The sequence below is a fragment of the Streptomyces sp. NPDC044921 genome (assembly GCF_056432865.1).
In genome coordinates this window covers 258,311-276,110 of the sequence record NZ_JBWKIF010000006.1, presented here as the reverse complement: position 1 = coordinate 276,110, position 17,800 = coordinate 258,311, and the positions used below count along the sequence as shown (strand labels likewise).

The 17,800-nt window shown below is 74.6% G+C and carries 15 protein-coding genes and 1 pseudogene; 7 read left to right on the top strand and 9 right to left on the bottom strand.

Going from position 1 to position 17,800, the window contains the following annotated elements; translation table 11 throughout:
• Positions 1-709 precede the first annotated feature (709 nt).
• From AC07DA_RS12360 to AC07DA_RS12345, 4 genes and pseudogenes are all read left to right on the top strand, one after another.
• Complete coding sequence (locus AC07DA_RS12360; RefSeq protein WP_479127166.1) at positions 710-1,918, top strand: cation:proton antiporter; 1,209 nt, start codon at positions 710-712, stop codon at positions 1,916-1,918.
• Between the two features lie 132 nt (positions 1,919-2,050).
• Positions 2,051-2,458 (top strand): annotated as a pseudogene (locus tag AC07DA_RS12355) (hypothetical protein); the annotation flags it as partial.
• Between the two features lie 124 nt (positions 2,459-2,582).
• Positions 2,583-3,527: an RNA polymerase sigma-70 factor gene (locus AC07DA_RS12350; protein WP_479127164.1), complete on the top strand. Its 945-nt coding sequence runs from the start codon at positions 2,583-2,585 to the stop codon at positions 3,525-3,527.
• A 102-nt stretch (positions 3,528-3,629) separates the two neighbouring features.
• Positions 3,630-4,853 (top strand): NAD(P)/FAD-dependent oxidoreductase, encoded by a 1,224-nt coding sequence (locus tag AC07DA_RS12345; RefSeq protein ID WP_479127162.1) that lies wholly within the window; start codon positions 3,630-3,632, stop codon positions 4,851-4,853.
• Between the two features lie 60 nt (positions 4,854-4,913).
• Here the strand turns inward: AC07DA_RS12345 and AC07DA_RS12340 are convergent, their stop codons facing one another.
• From AC07DA_RS12340 to AC07DA_RS12320, 5 genes are all read right to left on the bottom strand, one after another.
• Positions 4,914-5,588 (bottom strand): DUF305 domain-containing protein, encoded by a 675-nt coding sequence (locus AC07DA_RS12340; RefSeq protein ID WP_479127160.1) that lies wholly within the window; start codon positions 5,586-5,588, stop codon positions 4,914-4,916.
• Between the two features lie 97 nt (positions 5,589-5,685).
• Positions 5,686-6,138 (bottom strand): DUF6153 family protein, encoded by a 453-nt coding sequence (locus tag AC07DA_RS12335; RefSeq protein ID WP_479127158.1) that lies wholly within the window; start codon positions 6,136-6,138, stop codon positions 5,686-5,688.
• Positions 6,139-6,223: 85 nt separating this feature from the next.
• Positions 6,224-6,715: a DUF4396 domain-containing protein gene (locus tag AC07DA_RS12330; RefSeq protein WP_479127156.1), complete on the bottom strand. Its 492-nt coding sequence runs from the start codon at positions 6,713-6,715 to the stop codon at positions 6,224-6,226.
• A gap of 156 nt (positions 6,716-6,871) precedes the next feature.
• Complete coding sequence (locus AC07DA_RS12325) at positions 6,872-7,156, bottom strand: DUF4190 domain-containing protein (RefSeq protein ID WP_479127154.1); 285 nt, start codon at positions 7,154-7,156, stop codon at positions 6,872-6,874.
• Between the two features lie 132 nt (positions 7,157-7,288).
• On the bottom strand, positions 7,289-10,351 hold the full coding sequence (locus tag AC07DA_RS12320) for an FG-GAP-like repeat-containing protein (RefSeq protein ID WP_479127152.1): 3,063 nt from the start codon (positions 10,349-10,351) through the stop codon (positions 7,289-7,291).
• 274 nt (positions 10,352-10,625) lie between these two features.
• Between AC07DA_RS12320 and AC07DA_RS12315 the strand changes: the two genes are divergently transcribed.
• Positions 10,626-11,966 carry a phosphatase PAP2 family protein gene (locus AC07DA_RS12315; protein ID WP_479127150.1) on the top strand — a complete coding sequence of 447 codons (1,341 nt, stop codon included), beginning with the start codon at positions 10,626-10,628 and terminating at the stop codon, positions 11,964-11,966.
• A 33-nt stretch (positions 11,967-11,999) separates the two neighbouring features.
• Here the strand turns inward: AC07DA_RS12315 and AC07DA_RS12310 are convergent, their stop codons facing one another.
• Entirely contained in the window at positions 12,000-12,416 is a 417-nt protein-coding gene (locus tag AC07DA_RS12310) for an ATP-binding protein (RefSeq protein WP_479127148.1), read from the bottom strand.
• Positions 12,417-12,963: 547 nt separating this feature from the next.
• Entirely contained in the window at positions 12,964-13,308 is a 345-nt protein-coding gene (locus AC07DA_RS12305; protein WP_479127146.1) for a hypothetical protein, read from the bottom strand.
• Positions 13,309-13,616: 308 nt separating this feature from the next.
• Here AC07DA_RS12305 and AC07DA_RS12300 point away from each other — a divergent pair, with 308 nt between their 5' ends.
• The gene (locus AC07DA_RS12300; protein WP_479127322.1) at positions 13,617-14,096 is read left to right on the top strand and encodes a DUF5994 family protein; all 480 of its coding nucleotides are present in this window, start codon (positions 13,617-13,619) and stop codon (positions 14,094-14,096) included.
• A 9-nt stretch (positions 14,097-14,105) separates the two neighbouring features.
• Here AC07DA_RS12300 and AC07DA_RS12295 read toward each other — a convergent pair whose 3' ends face one another.
• Positions 14,106-14,537 carry a DUF5994 family protein gene (locus AC07DA_RS12295; protein ID WP_479127144.1) on the bottom strand — a complete coding sequence of 144 codons (432 nt, stop codon included), beginning with the start codon at positions 14,535-14,537 and terminating at the stop codon, positions 14,106-14,108.
• Positions 14,538-15,450: 913 nt separating this feature from the next.
• On the opposite strand from AC07DA_RS12295, the gene AC07DA_RS12290 reads away from it, so the two are divergent.
• Positions 15,451-15,963: a hypothetical protein gene (locus AC07DA_RS12290; protein WP_479127142.1), complete on the top strand. Its 513-nt coding sequence runs from the start codon at positions 15,451-15,453 to the stop codon at positions 15,961-15,963.
• A 44-nt stretch (positions 15,964-16,007) separates the two neighbouring features.
• On the opposite strand, the gene AC07DA_RS12285 is transcribed toward AC07DA_RS12290, so the two are convergent.
• Complete coding sequence (locus AC07DA_RS12285; protein ID WP_479127140.1) at positions 16,008-17,750, bottom strand: SpoIIE family protein phosphatase; 1,743 nt, start codon at positions 17,748-17,750, stop codon at positions 16,008-16,010.
• Between the last annotated feature and the right edge of the window lie 50 nt (positions 17,751-17,800).

Below are 17,800 nucleotides of genomic sequence, written 5' to 3'. Positions count from 1 at the left end.
ACCGGCCCGTCGGGGACCGGCTGACCGCAGCGGAACGAACGCGTTTGCGAAGATCGTCGACCGGTGTGCGCTAAACTCCTTTACCGAGTCCTTACGCTCTGTTGAGCGTGGGCGTGCTCGGTCGCAGGACGGTGGCCGCCCGTTTCCGGGCCGGCGTGAGGGGGGCGTGACATGGGTCGAGTGGTGCGCGTACGCGTGCGCAACGCCGCCCGTGACGGCGTTCCTGATACCGGCCGCACCGCCGTCTGAGCGGTTCCTCCCCGCCGCGGCGGTCGTCCCGGAGCGGGCTCACTCCCGCCGGGGCCGGTGACACGCGGCACCACCGCCCGGCCCGGGTCCCCTCCCGGCGGCCCGGTCCGCCGGTGCGGCGGCCCCGCCCGTAGCGGGGGTCCCGCACAGCGAGGTCCCGTGCGGCGAGGGTCCCGCGCGTCACCCGCCGAACCGTCCCGGGAGCCGTCCCAGGGGCCCGCCCCCGGAGCCGTCCCGGTCCGCCCGCCGCGGCCGCCCCGCCCGCCGCGCCCGTCCGGCGGCCCCCCGGGCCGCCGCGCCGCACAGCGCCACGCACCGCATCCCCGCCCGCGGGCAGCCGGCCCGTCCGGACACCGCCCACCCGCCCGCACCTCACGACGGGCCGGCGCACCCGCGCCCGCCCGTCGGCACCCGCAAAGGCACAGACGCCGCAGACCCGAACACCGGAGGTCAGACGCCCGTGCACGACACCACCGCCATGCTCATAGAACTCGGTGCGATCATCCTCGCGCTGGGGCTGCTGGGACGCCTCGCCGGACGGGTGGGCTTCTCGCCCATACCCCTCTACCTGCTCGCCGGACTCGCCTTCGGCCAGGGCGGCATCCTGCCGCTGCGGGCCAGCGAGGACTTCGTCGCCACCGGTGCCGAGATCGGCGTCATCCTCCTGCTGCTCCTGCTCGGCCTCGAGTACAGCGCCTCCGAACTCGTCACCACCCTCAAGACCCAGTACCCCTCCGGAGCCGTGGACCTCGTCCTCAACGCCCTGCCGGGGGCCGCGATGGCGCTGCTGCTCGGCTGGGGGCCGGTGGCCGCCGTCGCCCTGGCCGGTGTCACCTGGATCTCCTCGTCCGGAGTCATCGCCAAGGTGCTGGGCGACCTGCGCCGGCTCGGCAACCGCGAGACACCCGTCGTGCTCGGCGTGCTGGTCCTGGAGGACCTGGCCATGGCGGTCTACCTGCCCATCCTCACCGCCCTGCTCGCCGGGGTGAGCCTGGCGGGCGGTGCCCTCACCCTGCTCGTCTCCCTCGGCACCGTGGGCGCCGTGCTGTACGTGGCGCTGCGGCACGGCCGCCTCGTCAGCCGCGCCGTCTCCTCGGACAGCGCCGAGATGCTCCTGCTGGCCGTGCTCGGCCTGACCCTCCTGGTGGCCGGGATCGCCCAGCAGTTGCAGGTCTCCGCCGCCGTCGGCGCCTTCCTGGTCGGCATCGCGCTGTCGGGCGAGGTCGCCGAGGGCGCGAGCAGCCTCCTCACCCCGCTGCGGGACCTGTTCGCCGCCGTGTTCTTCGTCTTCTTCGGGCTGCACACCGATCCGGCCGACATCCCGCCCGTACTGGTGCCCGCGCTCGCCCTCGCCGCCGTCACCACCCTCACGAAGATCGCCACCGGGTACTGGGCCGCCCGCCGCGCCGGGATCTCGCCCCCGGGCCGCTGGCGCGCGGGCGGCACCCTGGTCGCGCGCGGCGAGTTCTCCATCGTCATCGCCGGGCTCGCCGTCGGCGCCGAACCGCGGATCGGCCCGCTCGCCACCGCCTACGTCCTGATCCTGGTCGTCGTCGGCCCGCTGGCCGCCCGCTGGACCGAGCCCCTCGCCCGGCGCCTGGACCGCCGCGGCACCGCCTCCGCCCCCGCGGCGGAGACCCTGGAGAGCGCCGCGCCCGCCGGTGGGTGAGCGGACCGGGGCGCCGCACGCCGGGAACGGCCGGATGACGCCCGGACAAAGACGTCACATCCCCCGGCCGCGCCCGGCGGTACCAGAGCGGGGGCACAATCCCCCTGCAAGGAAGCGGAAGGAACCGCCCGCATGATCGAGTGGATGCCCCTGAGCACCGGAGTCAGACCCGTCCCGCGGCCCGTGGCCACGCCGCTGGTGTGGGCCGGGGCCTTCGGCGGCGCGCTGGTGCTCGTGGCGGTCCTCAACGGCGTGGTCGGACACGGCCGGCCCGGACTGTTCCTGGCCGCGCTGTCGTTGCTCGCCGCCGTGCTGGGGCTGTGCGCCCGCTTCACGGCGGCCCCCGGCACGGCCGTGCTGTGCTGGCTGTTCCTCAACGCCTTCGCCATCCCGCCCATGGGCACCCTCACCTGGGCCGGCCACCGCGACACCACCTGGCTCGCCTGCCTGCTCGGGGCCGCCCTCGTCGGCACCGCCCTGTCCCGCGTCGCCCACGCCCGCGCCGCCTACCGCCGCCTCGCCCCGGGCGGCACCGGGCCCGACCGCACCCGGCCCGACGGCACCCACGGCACCCACAGCACCCACGGCACCCACGGCACCCACGGCACCGGGCGGTATCGCGGCCGGTCGGCGGGCGGGCACGGCGGGCGTTAGGATCCGGGCCATGCCCCTGACCGCGCAGGACGTGGACCGGTTCGAAGCCTTCAGGCCCCGCCTGGAAGCCATGGCCTACCGGCTCCTCGGTTCGGCGAGCGAGGCCGAGGACGTCGTGCAGGAGACGTTCCTGCGCTGGCAGGCCGCCGACCCCGAGCGCGTGGAGGTCCCCGAGGCCTGGCTGACCAAGGTCCTCACCAACCTGTGCCTCAACCAGCTCGCCTCCGCGCGGGCCCGCCGCGAGACCTACGTGGGCCAGTGGCTCCCCGAGCCGCTGCTCGACGGCGACCCGATGCTCGGCCCAGCCGACACCGTCGAACAGCGCGAATCCGTCTCCTACGCCGTCCTCACCCTGCTGGAGCGCCTGACCCCCAACGAGCGGGCGGTGTACGTGCTGCGCGAGGCCTTCGGCTACCCGCACCGGGAGATCGCCGGGATCCTCGACGTCAGTGAGGCCGCCAGCCAGCAGATCCTCCACCGCGCCAAGCGGCACGTCGCCGCCGGCAAGGCCCGCGCGGAGGTCGACGAGGCCACCGCGCGGCGGGTCATCGACGAGTTCCTCGCCGCCGCCACCAGCGGCCGGACCGAACCGCTGGTCCGGTTGCTCACCCAGGACGCCGTGGCGGTCGGCGACGGCGGCGGCAAGGTCCCGGCCCGCGCCAGGGCGTTCGAGGGCGCCGTCGCGGTGGCGAAGTTCCTGCGCGGCCTGTTCAAGCCGGGCAAGGCCCAGCGCGCCGTGGTCGGCGGTACGGCCGCGCTCCACGCCGCGGCCGTCAACGGGCGGCCCGGCCTCGTGGTGGTCGTCGACGGCCGGGTCTTCGGCGTCATGAGCCTGGAGATCACCCCCGACGGCATCGCCGCGCTGCGCAGCCAGGTCAACCCCGACAAGCTGGAGCGCGCCACCCGGCGGTGGGCGGCCGCCGACCACGGCGAACCCCTGGCCACGCTCTTCTGACCCGCCCCGTCACGGTGTGACCCGCTTCACACCCCGCTTCTGTCAGGAAACGGCGGACCACCCGGTTCAAGGGGTGAATCCGCAGACGACAGGAGCCAGGAAATGCAGCACCGCATCATCGTCCTCGGCGCCGGATACACCGGCGCCGTCGCCGCCGGCCGCCTCGCCAGGCGACTGCACCGCGACGACGTCGCCCTCACCCTCGTCAACGCCGAGCCCGACTTCGTCGAGCGTGTCCGCATGCACCAGCTCGCCGTCGGGCAGGAGCTGAGGCCCCGGCCCTTCGGCGCGATGTTCCGGGGCACCGGCGTCGTGCTGAAGCTGGCGGAGGTCACCGCCGTCGACGTCGACCGCAGGACCGTCACCGTCACCGCGCCCGCGCCCGGCCCCGGGGGACCGCGGCCCGGGGAGCCGCGGCGGGAGGAGCTGGAGTACGACACGCTCGTGTACGCGCTCGGCAGCGGCTGGGACGACCGGGGCGTGCCCGGTGCCGCCGAGCACGCCCACGAGATCGCGAGCCGCTCCGGAGCGCTCCGGCTGCGCGAGCGCCTGGCCCGCCTCGGTGCCGGGGAGCCCGTCGTCGTGGTCGGCGGCGGTCTCACCGGCCTGGAGGCCGCGACCGAGATCGCCGAGGCCCGCCCGGACCTCGACGTCGCCCTCGCCGCGAGCGGCGGTCTCGGCGACTGGCTGTCGCCCCGGGGTCGCCGGCACCTGCGGAAGGTGACCGACGAGCTCGGCATCACCGTCCACGAGCACGCCGAGGTCACCTCCGTCGCGCCCGACCACCTCACCACCGCCGGCGGCACCCGCGTCCCGGCCGCGGTCACCGTGTGGACCACGGGCTTCGCCGTCCACCCGATCGCCCGGGCCACCGCCCTGGAGGTCACCGGCACGGGCCGGATCGTCGTCGACCGGACCATGCGCTCGGTCTCCCACCCGGACGTGTACGCGATCGGCGACGCGGCCCTGGCGACAGGGCCCGGCGGGAAGCCGCTGCGCATGTCCTGCGCCTCGGGCGTGCCCATGGCCTGGCAGGCCGCCGACGCCATCGCGGCCCGTCTGACCGGCGGAAAGCTCCCCAACGTGCCGATCAGGTACTTCAACCAGTGCGTCTCGCTGGGGCGCAGGCAGGGCCTCATCCAGTACGTCACCGCCGACGACCGGGCCGTCGACGCGGCCCTGACCGGCCGGCTCGCCGCCCTCTACAAGGAACTGGTCTGCAAGGGCGCGGCCTGGGGTGTCGCCCACCCGGTCCTGGGACCGGCCCGCCGCCGGCGCGTCGTCCGCGCAGCCCCCGCGAACCCGCCGGTGGGGACGGCGGCCTGACGGCACGACGGGGGCCGGGCCCCGGGCCGGTGGCCCGGGGCCCGGCCCTGGAACGGCCGGTCAGAGCCGGTCGAGGATGTCCCGCAGCTGCCGGACCTCGGCGGACTGGCCCTTGACGATGGCCTCCGCCGTCTTCCTGGCGTCGGGGTTCTCGCCGTCCCGCTGCTCGTCCTCGGCCATGGTGATCGCGCCCTCGTGGTGGTCGATCATCATCCGGGCGAACGCCTTGTCGAACGCCTCGCCCTTCAGCGCCTCGAGCTCGGTCATGTCGGCCGCGCTCAGCATGCCGTCACCACCGTGACCGCCGCCGTGGCCGCCGTGGCCCGCGCCCGTCGGGGACGGCGCGGCGGTGGGCCGGTTCCAGGCCGTGAGCCAGCCCTTCATCGCCTTGATCTCGGGGTCCTGGGCCTGCTCGATCCTCCGGGCGAGGTCCTTGATCTCCGCGTCGGAGGCCCGGCCGTCGGCCAGCCGGGACATCTCCAGGGCCTGCTCGTGGTGCGGGATCATCAGCTGCGCGAACCGGACGTCGGCGTCGTTGAACGATCCGGCCGGGGCGCCGGATCCGGCGCCCGGTCCCGCATCGGCGGTGGCGGACGGGCGGGTGCCGCCGTGGTGGGTTCCGTTCGTGTCGTCGCCGGTGCCGCAGGCGGACAGCAGCAGGGCTCCCGCCGCGAGGAGGCCGGCCGCCGCGGAACGTCGGGCGGGGGCGCGGCGGGCGCGCGTGAAGGCGGTCATGGTGGTCTTTCACCTCGGTGTCGTCTGGTCTTCGGACTGTTTTCGGGCGTGCGAGACGGCGGGAGCGCGAGGAGCGCACCCGCGAGGGTGTCTCGGCCTACAGCCGGAGGACCGACAGCCGGATGGGATCGGGACCGGGGGGCGGAGGGTCGGGGCGGGGCACCGCGCCGATCCGGGGGCGCGGCCGCGCCGGCCGGTCGGGAGCACGGGCCCGTGCCGCCCGCGCGAGGGCGGTGAGCACCCATGCGGCGAGCAGGACGGCCACGCACAGGGAGGCCATGTCCCCGGCGCCGGCGGGCTGGTCGGTGGAGGCCGCGTGTCCCGCGGGAGCGGCGTGCGGGAGGTCCTCCGAGCCGTGCGCGGCGGGCTGTTCCCCCACGGCCGGCTGGGCCGGAGCGGCCGGCCCGTGCGACGCCGATCCCGCCCCGGAGCCGTGTGCCTCGGTGGGGTGGCCCACGGTGTGCATGACGAACACGCCGAGCGCGAGCACCACGACGAGCAGCAGGTGCCCCAGGGCACCCGCTGTTCGTGCGTACCGGCTCGCGGCCACGGTGACTGGACCTCCGTCGTGGACGACACGGGCAATATACCCCCGGCCCGTATCTCGTGGGCCGGGGGCCGGGGGTGGGGGCCGGTCAGTGGTGGGCGTGCACCACGGCGTGTCCTTTGCCCCGCCCGATCATCCACTTGTTGACCGGCGTGGTGACCAGGAAGGCGACCGCGAAGCCGCCGAGCAGGGCCGACCAGAACAGCCCGTCGGACAGGTGGGCGTCCATGGCGCCCGGCGTGAGGGCGATGATCGCGTTGTCGACGAGCTCCATCACGGCGATCGAGACCGTGTCGGCGGCCAGGGCCACCTTGATCGCGGCCTTGAGGCCCAGCCCGGCCCGCACCACCGCGAACAGGGTGAAGGAATAGCCGAACAGGAAGGCCAGCGTGATCGCCAGCGCCATGGTGGGCACGTTGCCCCAGAGCAGCGCGGTCCCGATCACCATGCCGAGGATCTCGCCGATGGCGCAGCCGGTGAGGCAGTGCAGGGTCGCCTTGACCGCCGTGCCCCAGGAGGCGCCCGCACGGGCGTCGTGGGGCGACGCGTGATGTGCCGAGTCGTGAGCGGTGTGGTCCATGACCCCCACCATATACCCCTGGGGGGTATGTGGCCACCCCTGTGGGGCGGCGCCGCGAAAGGAGGAGGGGCCGGACAGCACTGCGGGTGGGCACCGGCCCTGACCTGCCGGTGCCCACCCGCACGCGCTTCCCGCGCCGTCGTACGCCAGGGGGCGCTAACCGCCCACGTACCAGCTGAACCCGCCGTTGCTGGAGGCGACCGCCAGCATCACGAGCCACAGCACCACGGCGACCACGCCGAGGATGATGCCGGCCTTGGCCATCCCGGCACCGTTCCCGGCCGCCTGGCGGCGTGCGACGACACCGAAGACGATGGCCAACGGGCCCAGGATGATGTTCAGGATGAACAGCCCGACGATGCCGCAGCACAGGCTCGCGATCGCCATGCCGTTGGTGCGCGATCCGGAGGACGCGGCAGGGGAACTGCCGTAACTCGTCATGGGAAACTCCCAGTTGTCGATGACACGGACCGAACGAGCCGTTCGTGGCCTCACGTTCGGCTCGATTGTCCGAATGCCCCCTTGTCGCGTTCCCATGTCACCCGGTGCGAGAGACCGGGGCGGATGCTGCCGTCAGAACAGCCCCTTGTACCCCTGCCACCCGGTGGCGATCTTCGTACGGCCGCCGAAGGAGCCCTTGCCGTCGCCGTTGTTGCGCCAGGCGGTGCCGGAGGTGTCGCGGGAGACCAGGTCGGCCCGGCCGTCACCGGTGATGTCCCCGACGCCCACGACCGCGTTGTAGGAGGCGCCCCAGTCGGTGAACACCTTCACCCGGGCCTTGAAACCGCCCGTGCCCGTGCCGTCGTAGCGCCACAGCTCGTTCGACTTGTCCTGGGCGAGCAGGTCGCCGTGGCCGTCGCCGTTGAGGTCGCCGGCGCCCAGGACCTTCTTGTAGCCCGTCCACTTGGACGCGATCTTCACCCGGGTGGCGAGCTTGCCCGTGCTCGTCGCCTTGTACAGGTAGACGTCCCCGGTCGCGGCGTGACGCGCGACCAGGTCCGCACGCCCGTCACCGCTGACGTCGCCCGGCGAGGTCAGCACGTCGTACTGGGTCCAGCCGGACGTCCCCAGCGAGGTGTACGCGGTCGAGGGGGTCACCGCCTTGCCGCAGCCCGGCCGGTAGGCGCGCAGCGCCCCGCTGCCGAACCGCACCAGCACGTCGTTGCACCGGTCGCCGTTCAGGTCGCCGAACGGCACCGCCTTCACGGTCGTCGGCCACCCCGAGCCGGTGGTCTTCCCGGTGAACACCCCGGTCCCGGTGCCGTACTGGTACGTCAGCCCGCCCGAGCCGTTCAGCGTCAGCAGCTCGCCGGAGCCGTCCGCTCCCACGAAGTCGCGCCAGGCCGCCGCCGCGCCGGTGACCTTCACCGTGCCCGACCTGGTCAGCGCCGCGCCCTGCCCGTCGGCGGGGGTAAGGGTCAGCGCCCAGGTGTAGGCGCCGTTGGGCACCAGCCGGCCGGCCCCGTCCTTGCCGTTCCACGCCGGCGCCACCACACCGCGTGCCTGACCGCCGGTGAGGGTGCGCACGGCCGCACCGGTCCGGGTGCCGATCACCAGCTTCCAGGAGGCGGCCGGCTTGTTCAGCCACCACTTCGGGCTCCACGGCGCGGCACCGCCCTTGACGTCCGCCGAGGCGGCGACGGTGGCGTCCCGCTGCACGAGCGGTGAGACGGGAACACCGCTGGGGGTCAGCCGGACCGAGTTGTCGGAGCGCAGCTGCGCGATCACGCCGGTGTACGGGTCGACGTCCCACAAGTGGCGGGTGTTGGCCTCGAACTGTCCGGCGGTGTGCGCCACGGGCGTCTCGCCGCGCACGTCGATCACCTTCAGGCGCCCCTCGTCGGACATCGCGACGAAGCCGTCACCGAGCCGCGCCTGTCCCCAGAAGCCGCCGGACACGAGCGTCGTCTTCTGCCGGGTGACGGTGTCGTAGACCCCCATGCCCTCCGAGTTGAGCACGCAGTGCCACAGCAGCCGGTGCCCGACCGCCTGGAAGTTCTCCAGCAGGCACCCCCGCCCGAACGACACCCCCTCGCCCTCGCGCCCGGTCAGCAGGTCGACCGGGATCACGGTGCTGCTGCCGTACGACACCCACGCCGTGGTGCCCCACAGCGCCAGCACGCGCTCCGTCGTCGTGTACACCGTGCGCCCCGAGTCGAGGTCGACGACCCGGGTCTCCGCCACCCCGGCGCTGTCCGGCGGCCCGATCAGGGCGGCGAACCGGCCATGGGCGGCGGTCGCGGTCTGGTAGACGCGGGAGCTGTCGATCCGGGTGCCGGGCATCGACTGGGCGGGCCCGAGGACGCGCGGCTGCGCGGCGGCCTGCCTGCCGTAGCCGGAGACGACCGTCCGGCCGTCCCCGGTGTCGAACAGGCGCGGACCGCCCTCCCCGTAGTGCAGCAGGTCGAGACGGCCGCGGTTGGTGCGCGCCCCCACCGCCGGAGAGCCGGCCGGACCGGCGTCCCGCGTGTGCAGATACGTCCATTCCCCGGCGGGGTCCTCCTCCACGGTGGTCAGCCGCCCCTGGGCGAGGGTCAGCCGGGACACCGTGTGGGCGACCCGCTTCGGGTTCGCGTCCGCGACCCGGCGGACGGTGACCCCGCCGCCCGCGGCCGGCTCGACGAGGGAGACGCCCCACTGGTCCGGGTGGGCGCCGCCGGGCACCAGCAGCCCGCCGTCCGGGGTCGGCATGGCCTGCCGCGAGGTACGGGCCAGGATCGTCCGGGACGCGGAGCCGTCGAGCGGCACGGCGTCGACCCGGAAGACGGGGAGGTGCTCGTTCGAACGGCCCAGGGACGCGTCGTACCGGGACACGACGACGCTGTCGCCGACCAGGCCCAGCACCTGCGCGACGTCGGGCAGCGGCATGGTCCGCGGCGCGGCGGTCAGATCCTGGCGCGAGGCGGTGAACAGGGTGCCGTTGTGCCACCACACCAGGTGGGTGGAGCCGAACGCGACGAGGGAGTACCACGCCTTCACCTCGTACGGCAGCGTCGTCAGCCGCCCGCTCGCCACGTCGAGCCAGGCGGTGAACTCGTCGTCGCCCGTGCGGTACCGCACGATCTGTCCGTCCGCGTCGCTCAGGTCCGAGTGCCACAGGTGGCTGCCGGCGGGCAGGCCCGTCACCGTCCGGTCGGCCACCGAGCCGTCGTCCCGGAGGTCCAGCAGATGCACCACGACGTCCGTGCCCGGCTTCCCGGTCGTCGTCACGACCGTCGAGCCGAGGGTGCTGAAGTACGCGTGCCCCTCGGGCAGGGCGACCGTGCGGACCTCGCCGGAGGTCATGTCACGCAGTGTCACGGTCCTGGCCGGCGGGTCGTAGCGGGCGACGACGTCCGAGCCCGCGCCGGACGCGGTGGTGCCGTACGAGTCCCAGCCGGACGGGTCGACGACCGTGTCGGCGCCGTCGTAGCCGGTCCAGAGGTGACCGCGGCCCTGCTCGTAGCGGAGGAACCCCGAGGGCCCGGCGCTGAGCAGGCTCGTCCACGGGACGGCGGCCGTGGTGGCCGGCACGACCACCTCTGCGGCGACCGTCTCACCGTGCGCGCTGCCGGCGCTCAGCGAGCCGAGACCGACGGCGAGCGTGACGGAAACGGCGACGGCGGTGGCGCCTCGAACGAGCGCGCGTCTGCCCATGCAGGACCTCTTCGGGGATGCAGGCGGGGCGGGGCAGGCGTGCGCGCGCCGCCGCGCCGCGCGTCGTGCTCCCGCGGCCGCAGTGGCGTTCCGGACACCCCCCCAGGTGAGTGGCCGGATCGTAGCAGTTGTCCCGTTCATGATCGACAACGGAACGGCGGCGAGCGTCCTCGCCGCCGTTCCCGCCGTTCCGGCCACCCGGCGGCCGCACTCCGATAGCATGTTCGATCTCATCAAGGGATCAAAAACTGGAGCATCGCGGGTGTCTTCGCGGATGAGCGGCAGGACTTCGTTGGTCGCGTGGCACCACCGGCGCGCGACGCTGTGGACCGCGGCGGGCGCCGTGGCGTTCGCCTTCCTCGTCGCCCTGGAGATCGCCTCCCGCCACTACGGCGAACCGGGCCCGCTCACCACCCAGGTGTCCGCCCTCGTCCTCGCCCCCAAGTCGGGCCCGCTCTACGGCGGCCTGGCCCTGATGATGGTCGTGCTCACCTGGCGGCAGCGGTTCCTCGCGGCCGGCGCGGCGCTCGGCATCGACGCCGTCCTGCTGCTGGTGCGCTGGGCGGCCGGCGCCGAGATACCCGAGGGCGTCTCCTTCGGCACGGGCGCGCTCTGGGTGATGCTGGGCACCGCCGTCCTCGCGCTCACCCGCCGCACCGGCCCCGAACGCGTCCTGCTCCTGAAGGGCGTGGGCCTGGGCCTGCTGCTGGTGGCCGCCCGCAAGACCGGCGACACCTGGCTGTTCATCACGTCCAAGACCCGCCCGACGGTCCTGGACCAGTACGTGGCCACCGCCGACCACGCGCTGGGCGACCCGTCCTGGCTGGTGGGCCGGATGCTCCAGGCCACCGCCCCGATCGGCCCGTACGTCACCCAGCTCGTGTACGCCCAGCTGGCGGTGGCCGCGGTCGTCGTCGCCTGCTACCAACTGCGCGACGTCGCGACCGAGCGCCGCTTCCCCCGCCACCACCTGGTGCGCACGTTCCTGCTGATCGGCCTCCTCGGCCCGGGCGTCTACATGCTCTTCCCCGTCGTCGGCCCGGTCTTCGCCTACGGCCCCGGCGCCTCGGGCACCGGCGGCGTGGAATGGGCGGTGGCCGACCTGTGGCCCCACACCCCGCCCCCGCTCACCGCGCCCCTGCCGATGACCTACGACGGCATCACCCCGCGCAACTGCATGCCCAGCCTGCACACGGCATGGGCCCTCGCCATCTACCTCCACACCCGCGGGGCCCCGCGCCTGCTCCGCCACGCCGGCACGTTCTGGCTGATCGCCACCCTCACCGCGACCCTGGGCTTCGGCTACCACTACGGCGTGGACCTCATCGCGGGCGTGGTCTTCGCCCTCACGGTCGAGGCGGCCGTACGCTCCGCGGACCGCGGCTGGGACCGCTCCGGCATCCGCCTGGTCGCCTACGGCACCGCGGTCTTCCTCGCGCTCCTGCTCTCGTACCGCTACCTGCCGACGCAGATGGCCCGGTACCCGGAGGTGTCGGGCCCCCTGCTGATCCTGGCGATGACCTCGGTGGTCTACGGCTACATACGGACGACGAGACGCTGGGACCCGGCAACCGTCCCGGCCCCGCGCCCGGAACCCCAGCCCGAGCCGGTCTGAACGCCGCCGGGGCGCCCCGGCCGCCCGGACCGGTCACAAAGCCAGCACCGCGCGCACTCTGTTGCCTCCCCCGGCGACCCGGGCGATGTCGAGGCGCTGTGCCAGGCACCGCACCATGGCCAGGCCCCGCCCGCTCTCACTCCACGTCGTCAGCGGCCGTACGTCGGGTCGGCCGGGGCTGCCGTCGTAGACCTCGACGGTCACCTGGGTCTCGGACACGTGCAGACTCAAGCGGCAACCGCCACCGTGCCGCGTGGCGTTGGTGACCAGCTCCGAGACGACGAGGGTCGCGTCACCGATGTGCTCGGCGTCGAGCCCCCCGGCCCCCGGGGCCGGCCGGGCCAGGAACTGCGCGGTCAACCTCCTTGCCCTGCGCGCCGACTGGACCTCGTCGGGCAGGTGGTACTCGACTCGTGCGGAACGCCGATGGGTACGCCGATGCGTACGCATGGCGGATCACTTCCCCTCCTGGGTCACCCGACCACCATGGCCGTGACCGCTCGCCCGGCCGCGGAACGTCCTGTCCGGCCGGGCCTGCCCCCTCGTGATGCCCCGGGGCCGTGATCACCAACCGGGAACGGGTGAGGCGGTGTCCGGCCCACTTCCGCCGAAGGGTTCTCACCCGCAGCAAGTGCGCCTAGTCTTGCGGCAGTCCGCCGTGCACAGGTTCCGGTCGGAACGCACGCCGTTCGGCAGCCCGAGGGCTGTCTGTGCCCGAGCCCCGGGCAAGGACCGATTCGCAACCTTCGCGAGCAGCAGGCTTCGTCGCCCGTCGCGGGCGGCTCCCTGCTCGCCTCGTCCCGCTTCCCCTCGTCGCGAGACCGGCACGGTCACCTCCCGCGTGCCGTCGCACGGTCCGATGCGGGGCACACGGCTCCCGACCGCGCAGCCGAGCAGGGGGAATCGGCCGCGCGGGGAGCCTCGGACGGCCGCCGCCGTGAATCGGACGAGCGGCGGCGGCCGTCGGAAGGCGCACACGGCCGCGGCGCCGCGCCGCTCACGCGCGCAACAGCCGCGCGGTGATCTCCCGGTATTCCCGCAGGGCGACCCGGAGTTCGGCGGACCGGGTCTCGGTGTCCTGGTCCTGCCAGGCCGCGCGCAGGACGCGCCGCCGTTCCGCCAAGGCGTCGACCAGTGCCGCGGTCGCTTCGTCGAAAGCGCTCTCGGCCTCCGCCAGGGCCTCGCCCGGGCTGTCGGCGAAGGTGTTGACGGCATGTCCGAGGCGCTGGGCGATCCTGTCCCGTTCGCCGGACGCAAGCAGCGGTTCCGGTCCGTGGGCGCGGCGTCCGGCGGGGCCCCGGGGCCGGTCGGCCGGCTGCTGGGCGCGTGTCTGGTCGTACATCGTCGTGTGCACCGTTCCCGTCGAGATGGGGGTCGCCGCCCGAAGACGCGCTCGGTCTTCTCGGCGGCCCTGCTTCAGGCTGCCGGAGAACCCGGCCGGCCCTGCCCTTCACGGCCCTGCGCCCTGCCGTCAGTCAACGTCCGGCGATGATCCGTGTCAACGTGGCACCGCCCCGGTGCGGGGGCCACCCGCCGGGATCCGCCGGCTCCCGGCCCCCACCCGCCACGCGGAGTAACGTGGTGAGGGCACCCTCCGGTCCCCTCCCCGGCTCCCCGGACACGCCGAACCTCGAAGACGGGCGGCTCATCATGGACGACTCCGACACACCCCCGGGAACGCGCCCGGTGCCGAGTGCGGGTCCGCCCGGCGTGCGGCCGGGGAGCGCACTGCTCCGGCTGGAGACGACCGAGTCGCGCGAGGGCGTCCTCGACGGGGCGTGGTGGCCGCGGTCCCGGGACATCGGTGCCGAGCTGCCCGCCCTGGTCAAGGCCCTCACCGCACGCCTCGGTCCCGTCGTCCGCGTGGGGCTGGACGCCGTGGCCTGGGAAGGGCTCCCGACGCGGATCGTCGTCGACGACCGTGTGGTGCACATCGACTCGTTCGCGGTCGGTGACGACACCGTCCTGATCACCAGGGCGGACGAGGACATCCTCTCGTTGCTGGTGGTCCCGCCGGACGCGACACCCGAGGCCGCGCACGCCGCCATGGCCCAAGCGGTCCGGACCGGCAACCTCACCGGGGCGGAACAGATCCTCATCGACACCGGACCAGGCAGCGCCGCCCGGTGAGGGGCGCCCTCACCGCGACCGGCGAACCCACTTTCCGTCAGGGGCGCGGGCGCTCAGCCCGGTGGTCATGAGCGGCTCGGCGTCCTTCTCGGTGGTCTCCGGCGGCACGACCAGAAGGTCCCAGCGGCCGTGACCGGGGGCCAGCAGGATCACGGTGTTCCCGGCATGCCGCGCGGCGGCCGTGCGCAGGCGTACGACCTTGTCGTCGCGCACGAGCGTCCGGCCCGGTGCCGCCGACCAGGCCGCTCCGGTCACCGTGACGCCGGTGATGCGACCCCAGGCGCGCGGCAGCCCGGCGAGCAACTGCGGCAGCTCCGCCATCAGGTCGTAGGAGCGGGGCCACCACACACCGTCGAGCCGGCGCGGCAGCGGACTGTCGGGTGCGAGGCGCAGCCGGAGGTGGGGTGAAGGGGGCGGGGACGGTGGTGCGGTGCTGGTCACGACGAGTCCTTGGGGCCGGAGAAGCGTCTGGTCCGGGTCGGGCACGGCGGTCCCCGGCCGCTGAACCGGTCGGCGGGAACGGGGAATCGGCGGGAACGGGGAACCGGGGGGAACGGGGGACACGGCCGGGATGGCGTCGGCGCGGTCGCGCCCCGCCGGTCAGTCGGCCGGGCGCGCGGATCCGCCGCGCCAGGGGGCGACGGCGCCGGTGGTGAAGAACAGCAGAACGGTCCCGCACGGATCGGGGCCCGGCCGCGGGCCGACGGCACGAAGGTCCCGCGCGGCGCCGCTCCTCCGCCCGGGCGGAGGCGGCAGTGACGAGGGGGACCGGCGAGAGGAGGGCGTCGGCGCCGAGGCGCGCCGACGGGGAACGGTGACGGGCTCGGGGACCGAGGACATCGTGCCGACCTGTCTCGGGAGACCTCGCGGTGCGGCGGGCCTTCCGTCGAGTGTGTCGCGCCGAGGACGAGACCGGCGCGGAAGCCGGTGTGCGACATGCCCTCAGTACGCCCACCGTACTCCGTCGCCCCGTGCGGCCCCGGCCGGCGGCGGCGAAAGCCCGCCCGTTCCGCTCCCCGCCGCGGGTCCCGTCCGCCCCCGTCGTCCACCGCGGGGCTCGCGCGGCCGGGAGTACGGTGGAGACACCGGGAGCTCCTCGCGCACCGGCTCCGACACCGGTGCCGCCCTCGGCGACCGACGACACCGGGCCGGGCCCGCCCGCGCCCGGGGCAGGACTGGCCCCATGACCGTGAACGTCCCGGTTCCGCCGACCACCAGCGAAGTCCTCGGGGGGCCCGCCCGACCGGACCGGCCGGGCACACCGAGGCAGCGCCGCCCAAGGCCGGAGCGAGGCTCGTCGCCACGCGCGGGCGAACGCGTCCGTGAGCTGACCCGGGGGCAGATCGAGGACCGCATGGGGGAGCTGGGCGACCTGTACGCGCAGACGTCGGGTGGCGGCCCCCGGGCGTGGAACCAGGCCCGCACCGCCTTCCTGCGACGACTGGCGGCGGACCTCCGGCGCCCGGGATTCGAACTCGTGATCGCGGAGTCGACAGAGCTGACCGGGTGCGCCTACGGCTTCCCCGTACGCGGCGACGGGCCCTGGTGGGAGGGCTTCGACGGGCACCTCCCCGGGAGCCTGCTCCGCACCGCCGCCTCCGGACGCCTCTTCGTCATCTCCGTGATCCTCGTTCCGCCTCGCGTGCGCAGAGAGAACCAGGGCCGCCCCTGGAACCTCGCCCGGCGCCTGCAGAAGCGGCTGCTCACCGACCACGGTGCCGCACTCGGCGTCATGCTGGTCAGCCGCTCCGACGGCAGGGCCACCGAGGTGCTGCGGTCCTGGGGGTGGCGGTGCGTCGAAGGCGACGCGCCCCGGACGTACGCGTTCGCGCGCAGCCCGTCGCGGCTGCTGCTCCTCGGGCCCTGAGCGCCCGTCGCCCGCCTGCCATCGCGGCGATCACCCGTCGTCCGTCACGGCATCGGCAGACGCAGGGCGAGCAGGGCCACATCGTCGGTGCTGCCGGGCGGCATCCGGGCCAGCAGGCCGTCGCACAGGGAGTCCAGCGGAGCGTCGGCGAGGGCCAGGGCGTGACGGCGCAGGAGGGCCAGGCCCGTGTCCAGATCGCTGCCGGGGATCTCGATCAGACCGTCGGTGTAGAGGAGCAGGGTGGACCCCGGCGGCAGGCTCTGCGTGGCGTTCGGCCGGCTGCCGCCGCCGGTGCCCGGAGGAGTGCCGAGGAGCAGTCCCTGCCCGGCTTCGAGGTAGCGCGCCTGGCCGTCCCGGGTCAGCAGCAGGGGCGGCGGATGCCCCGCGCTGGTCCACCGCAGCGTCCACGGACCCGTGTGCGGGCCGCCCTCCAGCAGGGCGAGGACGAGGGTGGCCATCGGGACGGTGGTGATGGCCGGCATGGCATCGTCGAGGCGGTCGACGACGGCGCCGGGCGGGCCGCTGTGGTCCCAGGCCAAAGAGCGCAGGATGCCGTGCAGTTGGGCCATCCCGGCCGCCGCGATCAGGTCGTGGCCCACGACGTCGCCGATGACCAGGGCGAGCGTGCCGTCCTTCCGTTCGAAGGCGTCGTACCAGTCGCCGCCCACCTGGGACCCCGCCGGGGCGGGCTGGTAGCGCGCGGCCAGCCGCAGACGGCCGGGCTGGGGGAGCGGGGCCAGCAGGTTGCGCTGCATCGCCTCGGCGACGGCCCGCTGGCGTCCGAAGCGGCGGGCGTTGTCGATCACCAGGCCGACCCGGCGGCCGATGTCGCTCACCACTTCCAGGTTCTCGGCGTCGAACGGGTGGGCCGGGTCCGTGCGCACCAGCGTCAGGGCGCCGGTGATCCGCTGCCTGGCACCCAGCGGCACCGTGAGGGTGGACGTCGCGTGCACCGTCCGCAGGAAGTCGCGGTGAAGGGCGGCCAGGGGGGAACGGGGCGGCGCTGCCGTCTGTGCCCCGTCCCGCTCGTTCTGGAGCACGGGATCACCTCCGCGCAGTACCTGGACGAGAGGGGAGCGGTCGGCCTCCCCGCTCTCCGGAAGGCGTTCGCGCCCGCCCTCCAGCCCGGTGTCCCGGCCCACGGGCCCGGTCACGGCCACCCGGTGGACCTCCCCGCCACCGGTCCGGAGGTCCACCGCCGCCCAGTCGGCGAGGCGGGGCACCAGCAGGCGGCCCAGCCGGGCCAGGGCCTCGTCGGTCTCCAGGGTCTGGCCCAGTACGTCGGTGATCTCCGCGACCAGCGTCAGCCGCTCGTTGAGGTCCTCCAGAGCACTCGTGTAGGCCGCACGTTCCCGGCGCGCGCTGCGGTCGCCGGTGACGTCGCTGAACAGCACGGCCATGCCCTGGATGGAGCCACCGTCCGTCAGGGGGGAAGCGGACCAGGAGATCGTGACCAGACGGCCGTCACCGCGCCGGTACCTGTCGCCCTCCCCGCGGGAGGCGGTTCCCTCGACCAGCGCCCGGAGCAGCGGACACTGCTCGCGCAGAAGCGTGCCGCCGTCCGTCTCCCGGTGCAGCAACTCGTGCGCGTCCTGCCCGCGCACCGTGGCGGCGTCCCGGCCCAGCAGCCGTTCGGCGGCCGGGTTGACGTCGAGGATCCGTCCGGCCGGGTCCACCACCATCAGGGCCGTGCTCAGCTGCTCGACGACCTGCCGCCAGAACTCCGGCCCGGCAGCAGGCCACGACCGCCCCTGCCCTCCCGAACCGGGCACCGCATCCTCCACCACGCCGCCCTCCCGTCGTGGCGGCCTCCCCTCGGAGACCGCGGACGCGTCGG